This window comes from Pirellulales bacterium (genome assembly GCA_036490175.1).
Classification (GTDB): Bacteria; Planctomycetota; Planctomycetia; order Pirellulales; family JACPPG01; genus JACPPG01.
In genome coordinates, this window is sequence record DASXEJ010000016.1 from 1 (window position 1) to 10,134 (window position 10,134).

At 61.7% G+C, this 10,134-nt stretch carries 10 protein-coding genes; 7 read left to right on the forward strand and 3 right to left on the reverse strand.

All coding sequences use genetic code 11. The features are described from left to right. Positions 1 to 629 precede the first annotated feature (629 nt). Positions 630 to 2,156: a hypothetical protein gene (locus VGG64_01290; GenBank protein ID HEY1598204.1), complete on the forward strand. Its 1,527-nt coding sequence runs from the start codon at positions 630 to 632 to the stop codon at positions 2,154 to 2,156. A 434-nt stretch (positions 2,157 to 2,590) separates the two neighbouring features. Here VGG64_01290 and VGG64_01295 read toward each other — a convergent pair whose 3' ends face one another. Both VGG64_01295 and VGG64_01300 read right to left on the reverse strand, forming a co-directional pair. Further along, entirely contained in the window at positions 2,591 to 2,743 is a 153-nt protein-coding gene (locus VGG64_01295) for a hypothetical protein (protein ID HEY1598205.1), read from the reverse strand. Between the two features lie 79 nt (positions 2,744 to 2,822). Continuing rightward, positions 2,823 to 2,993, reverse strand: a complete 171-nt coding sequence (locus VGG64_01300; protein HEY1598206.1) for a hypothetical protein — start codon at positions 2,991 to 2,993, stop codon at positions 2,823 to 2,825. A gap of 248 nt (positions 2,994 to 3,241) precedes the next feature. Here VGG64_01300 and VGG64_01305 point away from each other — a divergent pair, with 248 nt between their 5' ends. The 6 genes from VGG64_01305 to VGG64_01330 all read left to right on the forward strand — a co-directional run bounded on the left by VGG64_01305 (position 3,242) and on the right by VGG64_01330 (position 7,913). Continuing rightward, positions 3,242 to 4,006, forward strand: a complete 765-nt coding sequence (locus tag VGG64_01305) for a PEP-CTERM sorting domain-containing protein (protein ID HEY1598207.1) — start codon at positions 3,242 to 3,244, stop codon at positions 4,004 to 4,006. 94 nt (positions 4,007 to 4,100) lie between these two features. Beyond that, complete coding sequence (locus tag VGG64_01310; protein ID HEY1598208.1) at positions 4,101 to 4,868, forward strand: PEP-CTERM sorting domain-containing protein; 768 nt, start codon at positions 4,101 to 4,103, stop codon at positions 4,866 to 4,868. 74 nt (positions 4,869 to 4,942) lie between these two features. Continuing rightward, a complete protein-coding gene (locus VGG64_01315) occupies positions 4,943 to 5,698 on the forward strand; it encodes a PEP-CTERM sorting domain-containing protein (GenBank protein ID HEY1598209.1) in 756 nt (251 codons plus the stop codon). A gap of 28 nt (positions 5,699 to 5,726) precedes the next feature. Continuing rightward, a complete protein-coding gene (locus VGG64_01320) occupies positions 5,727 to 6,152 on the forward strand; it encodes a hypothetical protein (protein ID HEY1598210.1) in 426 nt (141 codons plus the stop codon). A 92-nt stretch (positions 6,153 to 6,244) separates the two neighbouring features. Beyond that, positions 6,245 to 6,442 carry a hypothetical protein gene (locus tag VGG64_01325; GenBank protein HEY1598211.1) on the forward strand — a complete coding sequence of 66 codons (198 nt, stop codon included), beginning with the start codon at positions 6,245 to 6,247 and terminating at the stop codon, positions 6,440 to 6,442. 208 nt (positions 6,443 to 6,650) lie between these two features. Continuing rightward, positions 6,651 to 7,913, forward strand: a complete 1,263-nt coding sequence (locus tag VGG64_01330; protein HEY1598212.1) for a hypothetical protein — start codon at positions 6,651 to 6,653, stop codon at positions 7,911 to 7,913. 463 nt (positions 7,914 to 8,376) lie between these two features. Here the strand turns inward: VGG64_01330 and VGG64_01335 are convergent, their stop codons facing one another. Further along, positions 8,377 to 9,681, reverse strand: a complete 1,305-nt coding sequence (locus VGG64_01335) for a hypothetical protein (protein ID HEY1598213.1) — start codon at positions 9,679 to 9,681, stop codon at positions 8,377 to 8,379. Positions 9,682 to 10,134 lie beyond the last annotated feature (453 nt).

Below are 10,134 nucleotides of genomic sequence, written 5' to 3' on the forward strand. Positions count from 1 at the left end.
CCCAGCAATCGGGCCGCGGCGCTGCGCGTCAGCCCCGCGTCCAGCAGCTCGCAGAATTCTTCCTGCCTGAGCACCGTCAACTTGGCCGGCCGGCCACGTTTTGTCATGCCAGAATGCCTGCGAGAAACCTGCGACAGATGCACCATGCGTCCGGGGCGCCGACAAAGTCCTGCCCTCGCCACGTTCCAGGGCCAGCACGCGCGTCCATTTTACCGGCCCACCTGGCCTGATTTCGAGACACGGTAGCGGGTGATATACGAGGTCTCACGAACGACACCGGCGGCCCAGAGCGAGCGGCGGGTTTGGTTGCCGCGGACCAGGCTGCGCTGCACTCCGCGGCCAATAAAAGCCGCCAAAAAAACCTGCCCCTCGCCAAGCCGGCTCGGTCCGATGCCGGACGGCTCGCCCAGCCGGCGGTATTAAAGCGGGCGCGAACGCTGACAGCATTCCTTTGTTGTGCAGAGACTTACGACGTTCATCGCGGCGTCCGCCTGACGGTTTCTGGAAATCTCGCTTCTCTTTCCTGGATCCTCTGTAACATTCGCCGCGCTTCTTCGCTTCGATAGGTGTGGACGAGTGAACCCACTCAAAAAAAGACCCAGAAACCTACAAGTGCAAGGAAACGTGTCATGTTGATCAATCTTCGCAATGCGGTGTTGTGCCTGGTGGCCGGTTCGATGTTCGCGGCGACTGCCAAGGCGGGGCATTTCGGATCGATGGCTAAACTCGGCGGTGGCGGTGGTGGGTTTGCGTCCGCCGCCAAGGGGATGAGCAAATTCCAGAAGCCCCAGGGCGGAGCCGGCGCATTCCAGGGACTGTCCCAGCGATCGAATGGCAAGGGGATGCTCAATTCGTTCAACCAAGGGCAGCAGAGCCAGGGCAACCTGTCGAAGTCGTTCGGCAATAACAATAACAACGTGTTGACCAATGCCAAGAACGGCAACTCACAGTTCGGCAACCAAGGCCTCTTCCAGAACGCCTCGGCCAACAAGATGACCTCGGGCAGCGCATCGCAGGGGGGCTCGCAGTCGCTCTTCAACAAGCTGAATCAGAACAATGGCGCGGCGACGTCGGCCAACGGCATGGGAAATGGCATGAACAATGCCACGGCCAACGCCACGGGCAGCTCGCATCAGTCGTTCATGGACAAGCTCAATCAGCAACAGGGCAAGAAGGGGCAAGCGACCTCGACCACTGCCCAGAACGGCACAGGAACAACCGCGACGGGCATGAACAGCACGACGGGCGCCAGCGGCACGCAAACGGCCAAGAATACCAGGGATCTCAACATCGACACTACTCAGGCGCAGGCCACGATGAACCAGATGCAAAGCCAGATCAACGCTGGGATCCAGCAACAAGCTCAAGCCCAAGCTGGTAACGCAGCGGGGGCTGCTGGTGCCGCCACCGGAACAGCCACACCGATCGGCACCGGAATGGGTGCGGGCACAGCAACCGGCGCTGCAATGGGCGCGGGTATGCCAACCGGCACCGCAATGGGAACGGCGGCCACCGGCGCAGCAACGGCCACCGGCATGGGCGGTGGCAACGGTGGCGGGTTCGGTGGAGGCAACGGGGGCGGATTTGGTGGCGGCAACGGTGGCTTTAACAACTTTAATAGTGGTGGCGGCATCCTGCCAACTGTGATCGGAGCACTCGCCAGCAGCGGCGGTGGCTTCGGTGGCGGTTTCGGGGGAGGCAGCGGTGGTGGCTACTACGACGCCGGCTATGCGGCTCCGGCCTACTCGGCTCCGCAGTATGTCGAACCGGCTCCTCAGTACACGCAGGCACCGGCTCCGCAATATGTGCAAGCTCCCGCTCCGCAATCGGCTCCGGCTCAGTTCACGCCGGTCTCGAACGTCGCGGCGGTCGGCAGCCCGCTGATCTACTCCGTGCAGCCGCTGCAAGGTGCCGACGGCCAGGTTCTGGTACACGGAGCAGGATTCGGCAGTGACACGGGCCGCCTGGTGTTGGACGTCAACGGAGTGCAAATCGTGCTCGATGCGACCGCCTGGACGCCCAACGCGATCATCGCCAAGGTGCCCACGCTGAACATCGCCGGCGACGCCTCGGTACACTTCACCGCGTTGCGATCCGATGGTGCCAGCAGCCAGTCGTTCGATCCCTCGGCTCCCACAGTCGTGGCCAGCCGATAGTTGTAACTGCCAGCGATCAAGGCGGCCAAAACCTGAAAAGCCCGCGAGTAACCCTCGCGGGCTTTTTTGTTTTTCTGCGGCCACCCAGTCGTCTCTTTCGGCAGAGCGCTGCAACGCGGGTACTGGTGAACCAGCGTGTGGGAAAAAAGAAGTCTGGAGTGGGGTTTGACGGGCCGCCAGTCACGTTAATCCCCGAGCAGGTGCGAATTGCCTGGTTCCGCGAGAACATCGGTGAAAATCCGCAGCACTACCTTCTTGGCGAAATCTATTGAGCAAGGCTTGACTCGGCAAAATTCCTCAGCTGCATCGCGCATGCGCGTCTCCAGGATCAGTTGCCGAATCGTCGCTAAGGTCTCTGGGGGCATCTCCGGTATCTTCATGCCCCCATGATACCAGGCCGGCGTGGCTAACTGCTACGCTGCTGCCCGCTCGATTTATTCTTTGATTGTCCAAGCCTTGTCGGCCAGACCGCTGGCCATTACTGGGGGCGCACCCTTGAAGGCTTCGTGCTTGCGTCCGAAGTTGTACCACGCCACGAAGATGGTTTGCATGGCCGCGGGCGGCACTGTCCCGCTAAACGCATACATGCGGAATCGGCCGGGAGTTAGGGGGCAGGTGATTCGGGCACGGGCTTTGTGGACAGTTCGCTTCGCTGGTGGTCGCTGGTCATGGATAGGTTTCCATATGAGGGCCGCCTAGCCAGACCAAGGTCCAAGCCAATGCGGCATAGGCCACAAATCCGAGGTCTCCGATGACCAATACGGCGAGCGATCCAAAAAACAGCACTCGCATTACGAATAGCTGCGCCCGCGTCGGCGGAGGTAATGGTCGAGCCATCTTCGGATTCTACCGCGAATGGCGATGCCTTTGCCGGAAATCTCAGATTCAAAGTAAACCGCTACCATCCGGGCGCTTTCTTTGACGCCCTTGCGGGTCGGGCCTAGTATGGGGTCTGGTCGGGCCAGATAGCTGCGACCAGTGGTAAGTGGGCAGCCGAGTTTTGCGCCTGCCATTCTGCGGCGCAGCGGGCAGTTTCCCTGCTACAGTTTTGCGAGCGTTTCAAGACACCCCGAGCGACAACCATCATGCTGCACCGTCTTTTTCCCGCGGCCTTTCTCATCGTGACTTGCGTCGTGGCCACGTCGACACTGTCGCGAGCCGGCCAACTGTCGTTCAACATCGATCCGGCGCAAAGTCATATCACGCTCACGCTGGAAACCGCCGACGGTACTCAAATCATCTCTTCGCCGCAAACGCCCGGCAGCGACACCACCAGTTTGTCGGGTACGCTCAACGCCGACGTGACGGCCAGCACAATTCAATTCCTGACGACCGATAATTTGCAGTTTGGTTTGCAAGCCGTGTCGCAATCGCCATTGATCGACGGCACGACCGGCTCGTCGCCGGCGCAATATGGTCTGAACGTCGACATCGCCGGTGTCGGGGGCGGAGTGGTTGCCGCGCGCAATTATGTGGCAGACGTCACGAGTGGCGTGATTCCTGTGTCTGCCGGCGCCTTCGACGCGACAAAGCTGGTCCTGACGCTGACGCCGGGCAGCATCTCGTCGTACAATCTCACCTTTTTCGGTTCGACGGCCGCTGGGTTTTTTACCGGCTCGAACCCCGGCAACAATGCGCTCTCGAATGGCACGCTCACCCAAGTCGGCGGGCTGGAGACACTGACGGCCTCGGTGTCGGTCGTGGCCCCCACGACAGTCGAAGGCGTTACCTTTCTTGGAGTCTTCACAGGCCAGATCGTGGCCACGGCCACCGTGCCCGAGCCGGCGAGTGTGCTGCTGGCGGGGCTGGCCGTTGGCACACTATGGCTGTTCAGACGGCGCGGCGTGTGACGCAGGCTGACGAGAGTCCCGCAGGCACGCGATCTCTCTGCCGGACGATCTTTTGCCATGGCAGGCGCGAGGCCAACTCCCTTTCACAATGGCAATGAGTATTAAGATGCAACGATTCTTGCTGATAACTTGCCTGTCGCTCGTGTGCGCGGGCGTGACGACTTCGATGGCGCAGGCCGGCCAGCTCACATTCAACATCGATCCCGCGCAGAGTCATCTCACGCTAACGCTCGAAACCGAAGATGGCACGCCGGTTTCGTTCGCCCAGACGCCGGGGAGCGATACCACCAGCCTGTCGGGCACGCTGCACGTCGACTTGACGGCCAGCACGATCCAGTTTCTGCCCACGGGCGACACTCAGTTTGCGCTTCAATCCGTGCCGCAATCGCCGCTGGGGGACGGATCGGCGGGATCCGCGCCGGCGCAATACGGCTTAAGCATTTCCGTACCCGGCGCTATCACGGGCGTCGTGGCGGGACGCAGCTACGTCGGCGATGCCACCAGTGGTGTGATTCCATTAGCCGGCGGCGCCTACGATGCCAGCCAGTTGACCCTCGGCTTGCTCAGCGGCATTACGGGTTACAACCTGCTGGTACTGGGTTCGCCGGCAGTCGGTAGCTTCAACACCAACTTTCCGGCGCCGAATTCCTTGACCGGCGGGACTTTTACCGAATCGGCGGGAGTGTATACGATCACGGCGCCGATCCTGGCCTCGGGCTTGTCGACTGTTGACGGCGTCACGCTGGTTGACGTTTTCTCGGGCCAGGTCGTGGCCACGGCCACCGTGCCCGAGCCGGCGAGCATGCTGCTGGCGGCGATCGGCGTGGCGATGCTCTTCTGTTGCCGACGTCGGCGCGTTTGATTCGGAAGCTCGCCAACCAGTCACCGTACGCGCAAAATATTCCGTTGGTGAAATCTCAACTGGCGAGGAACTTGATGCCACGACTGACGCTTGCCATCCCATTGGCGCTGGTGTGCCTGGCGGCCGTTCCGACTCTATCGCGAGCCGGCCAGCTCACGTTCAACCTCGATCCCGCGCAAAGTCGCATTACGCTGTCGATCGAATCTTCAGACGGAACGCTCCTTAGTTCGGCACAGACGCCGAATAGCGACATCACGAGCTTGTCGGGAACATTCAATGCGGACGTGACGGCCAGCACGATTCAATTTCTGTCGACGAGTAATGCGCAGTTCGCCCTGCAAAACACGCCGCAGTCTCCGCTGGCCAGCGGGGCGAGCGGTTCGTCGCTGGCGCAGTACGGCTTGAACCTGGCGATCAACGGCGTGGGGGGCGGAGTGGTCGCTGCCCGCAATTATGTCGGTGACGCGACCAGCGGCGTGCTTCCGCTCACCGGCGGCGCGTTCGACGGGAGCCAAGTTAATCTGAATCTGGCGACCGGCACTACCTCGTATAACCTCACGCTGTTGGGCTCGCCGGTCGTGGGCATGATCGACACGAACGTTGCTATGGCCAACACGCTTTCAGGTGGGACGCTCGCCGCCGTGGGCGGAGTGTACACGCTGCACCTGCCCGTGCTGGTCCCGGATCCTCTTGTGTTCAATGGCGTGCCGCTGGTGTTCGTTTATTCGGGCGAGCTTGTCGGAACGGCCACCGTGCCCGAGCCGGCGAGCGTGCTGCTGGCGGGGCTGGGCCTGGCGATGCTTTTTGGGTTCCGGCGGCGCGGTTTCTGACCGCGGGCGCCACGCTATAATTGTCGGTATGAATCAGACCTCGTCCGAACCTGCCGGCCGGTCTCCGTTGAGACTGGGAATCGTCTTCGTCGTGATGGCGGCCTTGGCGTTAATGGTCGCCTGGGCTGGCTACAGCATGCGCTGGATTCAACAGCGCCACGAGGTCATCGGCTGGGGCAACGAACTGCATTTCAACGACCTACAGCCGCACGTCATCCTGTATCCGCGCGTGATACTCAGCGAACAAGACAAGGCACCCAGACGACGCGGCAAAACCAATTCCGCGCCCGGCTGGCTGTGGCTCTTTGGCGAACGAGGGTATGGCGAGATTCTTATTAATTTCCAACGATACGGCGGCGTTACCGAGCGCGATATGACGCCCACGGAAGACGCCGAGCTAGACCGCATCCGCCAATTGTTTCCCGAGGCGAAGGTGACGGGGATAGGGACCTAACGGCAACTGGCCTACCTTGGGCGCAGCGGCGTACCTACGGACGGGGCGTGCAACTTGTCCCCGCCAGTAAAGGCCGAGTTAGGAAACGGCACATGTCGGCAGCACCCAAGCACACCCGCCGCCGCATGTATCAGTTTGGGCTGCGGACGATGTTCGCAATAATCGCCATCGCCGCTGCGGTCTTGGCGATGTGGCGTCAGGATGCCGTGCTTACCGGAGTCGCCGTATTGCTGCTGACAGCGGCAGTGGTCGAAGGCCCGATCGGCAGCGCCCCGCCGCCACGCCCGTAATCTGGCCCGCCCAGCCCCCTTTGAGCTTTTCGGCGGTTTTCCTATACTGGCCGGTTTGATTCTGGGCGAATTTTTGCCCCTGTGGGCCCCATGCGTGTCTCGGGCTGCCCTGGGCCATGGCCGGCGTTCCCGTCGGGCCGTGTTGTCGTAGCGGGTCGGGCGATCCTCAGCGATCGACGCTCTCGCGCATTTGGTAAAGGTTGCGGTGATGGCTGATCTGATTGGCGTACATGGTGGTTTGAAGGAGCCGGTCAATCGTGTGGTGCCGGCCGAGCAATTGGACTCGTTCAAGGCCGCGGCGGCCAAGCTGGTCAAGGTGCCCGTCTCGGACGCCGACCTGTCGACCGTCTATCGCTTTGGCGATGGCGCGCTGAGCCCGCTGGTGGGCCCGATGGATTCCGCCACCTTCGACCAGGTGCTCGACAAGGGCTTTATCATCCACGAGGGAGAGAAGTACGCCTGGACGATTCCGCTGTCGCTCCCCATCACCAGCGAGCTAGCTGCCAAGCTTTCCACCGGGCAGCAAGTGGCCCTGACCAACTCGGCCGGCGAAATCGTCGGCACGCTCGATATCACGGACGTCTTCGAGTGGAACAAGGCCAAGTATCTGAAGAGCGTCTACCTTACGGACCGCACCGACCATCCGGGCGGCGACATGGTGCTGAAAGGGGACGCCGACAAGACGCACTTGCTGGGCGGTACGATCCACGTCCTGCCGCAGCCGAAGAATCCTAAGTTCGGCAAGTACGTGCTCAGCCCGCGCGACGTGCGGGCGCTGCTGGCCAAGAAGGGTTGGAATCGCGTGGTGGCTTTTCAGACGCGCAATCCGCTGCACCGGGCACACGAGTATGCTCTGGTGTACGGGCTTGAGACATTGCTGCGTGAAGGGCACAACGCCGGGGCCTGCCTCAACCCATTGATCGGCGAGACCAAAGGAGACGACGTGCCGGCCGATGTGCGGATGCTGACCTATGAAGCGCTGATCGACAAGCGATCCTTGGGCGAAGGGGATAGCGATCGCGACCTGTGGGGTCCGCGAGCCGAAAGCGTGGCGGATCGTGTGATCCTGCTAGGCCTGGACATCAAGATGTTCTACGGCGGTCCGAAGGAAGCCGTGATGCACAGCATCTATCGGCAGAACTACGGCTTCACCGATATCGTGATCGGCCGCAAGCATGCCGATGCCCCGTACCAGGACGGTTCGCCGATCTGGGGCGATTTCGACGCTCAGGAAATCTTCGACCGGCTCGGCGGCGATCTGCGGATCAAGCCACTGAAGGTGGGCTTTGCCGCCTACTACGATTCGTCCGGACGCGTGGACCTGATGGAAAAGCACCCCGACGAGAAGCCGGTCTTCATCTCGGGCAAGGACGTCCGCAAGACGCTGCTCGAAGGGAAGACGGTCGACCCGCGCATTATGCGCGAAAGCACGTCGAAGATCCTGGCCGCCGCGATGTCGGCGACGAAGTAAAGTCGCACGCCGCAATAACAAGCACGCGGCGATCGCAAGACGATTTATCAACGATCAAACCCACTCTCCGCGGGGAGTGGGTTTCTTATGCGCTGGGCGTGACGTTGACGGAACCGTTTTGCCCTCACGCGTTCGTTGTAGGCCCTTGCAGGTGACGTATGCTTGCCGCGCAATTGGCCCCACCGCGACTGCTCGGGCTTGGACGAGTCGCGCCGTTGGTTGCGCGCCTTGGGCTGGACGAGCAGGCTAATCGCGTTGCCGCTTGGCGGCCATCGGTAACTCGATTGTTGGGGAATGCGTAGACCCTCTCCCAAAAAGGGAGAGGGGTTTTTGTGCATCCACGGATGGTGTGTGGCGACGTATTTGTTGTGGGCGCACGCTTATGCATAGCGACGTTGCGCGCGCCATTGAATGCCCGATCCAGGCACGTCGGGGATTTTATGCAGAAGCCTTGCGATTGCGGTTACTCGGGCCGACCTGTGGGGAGTGGGACGTGGCGGAAGATGACTTCCAGTTCGCGCTGGCTACGCAGCCGGGGGTACGTGAAGCGGAGCTTTTTGGGCGTCACGTTTTCTCCCTCCGCGACGAACGTAGCTTTGAGCAGCGCGCCGTGATCCGCCAAGGTGCCGGTCTGGCCGAGCTTGCGCAGCGGCTGGCCCGTTGCGTCGAGCAAGTCGAGCTCGTGCTCTTGGAAGAGAACCTCCTGCGGTTCGGGCAGGTTTAGATCTCGTCGGATGGAAACGGCCAGCTCGTACCGCGAACCCGTAGTCGGCTGGAAGCTGTCGACGATCAGCTCGACGTCGTCCTGAAAATGCGGCGCGTGCGACGACAGGTCGGTGACTTCGAGCGGGACGAAATCTCCCACGGCCATCAACTCCCAGGCGAGCCGCAACGTGTCGAGTTCGCGTGCGCTGGCCGGCGGCGGGTTGAGGCGCAGATTCATTGTCAATTGGCGCGTGCCGCTGCCGGCCACATTCCAACCGCCGCTGGCCGGCTGCGCCGCCGTCAGGACTTGCCCGGCATCGGTGCAAGCCTCGAGCACTTCGAGCTGCGAGCGATAGGCCACTAGCTTGAAGCGGTCTTCCCACGTCATTTCCAGGTTCAGCTGGAACGTATGCGTTTTCTCGGAGCGTGCGTCTTCGTAGCTCAACTCTTCGTTGAAGGCGCGGCGGGCGCTGGTGATGCGGCCGCGCACGGGGCCGGCGTAGGCCAATGGCTGCCGACCAGGCGCTCCGGCCACTACGACCACGCCCGGCATGCGGCTGTCGTAATGGGCGCGACAGTGGTTACCGGTTTGACGACACACCTCGTCGATGGTCGGCCAGTAATCGGCTGCGGCAAAATCGAATTGCACCGGACTATCTTGGAACGTGCCGAATTGATCCCCCACCAGCACGTGATTGCCGGTCTGCTCGGCGACCATGCGCAGTAGCTGCGTCGCCGGCAGGGGCTTGTCGGGACAAGTGAAGCGCCCGGCCGACCACAAGTCGTAGATCTTGATCGCGCGCAGTAGGTCCTTGGCCCGCAGACGAACTTCGGGATCATCGCTGCGGGTCGCCAGCTCGATCTCGCGGCGTGCGGCCGTGCCGAGCTTGGCCAGCTCTTCGCTGGCTTGGGTGCGTACGGCAAATGAATCGGCACCCAGGTCGCGAACCAGTCGGGCCACGCGCGGCGGGTCGGCCGGCGGCTGGGCCCAAAGCTGGGGATTGGCGAGGAGCAAAGCCGCGATCGCGGCTGCGGCAACTGCGGGCCAGAGCGTCTTGCTCATGGAAAGCCCCCATGGGATGCGAGTCCCTTCGCCGTACACGTCCACAGCAATGCAGACGTCCCCAGAGGCGGAAAGTACATAAAGCGGCCGAAGGGGTCAATCGAGATTTCTGCAAGGCAGCCAGGTTCGCAAAGTGCCTCGTATGCTTTGCACTTGCCGACACCAAAAGTGCCTTCGATCTGGGCAGGGGCTGCTGCTATCACTCGCACGTACTCGGACCGCGGCAACTGATCCCCATAAAGGGCCATCGCCGTAACTCTTGGATCTGAAAGACATTTTTCGCAACAGTTTTTTTGAATTTCGTGTTGGCACAATTTGTGCCAATGCAGTCCGACCGAATCTGCGGTTGGCGGAACCGCAGTCAGGCGGACTCAACGGGACCTTCGTACCATGGCAAACCACCGACTTACCTCAGCACTTGCGGTTTTGATCGCTCTGTTTGGCGCTTTACGT

Bases quoted from the DNA above. Each gene is read 5' to 3' on its own strand.
- VGG64_01290 (HEY1598204.1), top strand. From the start codon at position 630: ATGTTGATCAATCTTCGCAATGCGGTGTTGTGCCTGGTGGCCGGTTCG.
- VGG64_01295 (HEY1598205.1), bottom strand. From the start codon at position 2,743: ATGTATGCGTTTAGCGGGACAGTGCCGCCCGCGGCCATGCAAACCATC.
- VGG64_01300 (HEY1598206.1), bottom strand. From the start codon at position 2,993: ATGGCTCGACCATTACCTCCGCCGACGCGGGCGCAGCTATTCGTAATG.
- VGG64_01305 (HEY1598207.1), top strand. From the start codon at position 3,242: ATGCTGCACCGTCTTTTTCCCGCGGCCTTTCTCATCGTGACTTGCGTC.
- VGG64_01310 (HEY1598208.1), top strand. From the start codon at position 4,101: ATGAGTATTAAGATGCAACGATTCTTGCTGATAACTTGCCTGTCGCTC.
- VGG64_01315 (HEY1598209.1), top strand. From the start codon at position 4,943: ATGCCACGACTGACGCTTGCCATCCCATTGGCGCTGGTGTGCCTGGCG.
- VGG64_01320 (HEY1598210.1), top strand. From the start codon at position 5,727: ATGAATCAGACCTCGTCCGAACCTGCCGGCCGGTCTCCGTTGAGACTG.
- VGG64_01325 (HEY1598211.1), top strand. From the start codon at position 6,245: ATGTCGGCAGCACCCAAGCACACCCGCCGCCGCATGTATCAGTTTGGG.
- VGG64_01330 (HEY1598212.1), top strand. From the start codon at position 6,651: ATGGCTGATCTGATTGGCGTACATGGTGGTTTGAAGGAGCCGGTCAAT.
- VGG64_01335 (HEY1598213.1), bottom strand. From the start codon at position 9,681: ATGAGCAAGACGCTCTGGCCCGCAGTTGCCGCAGCCGCGATCGCGGCT.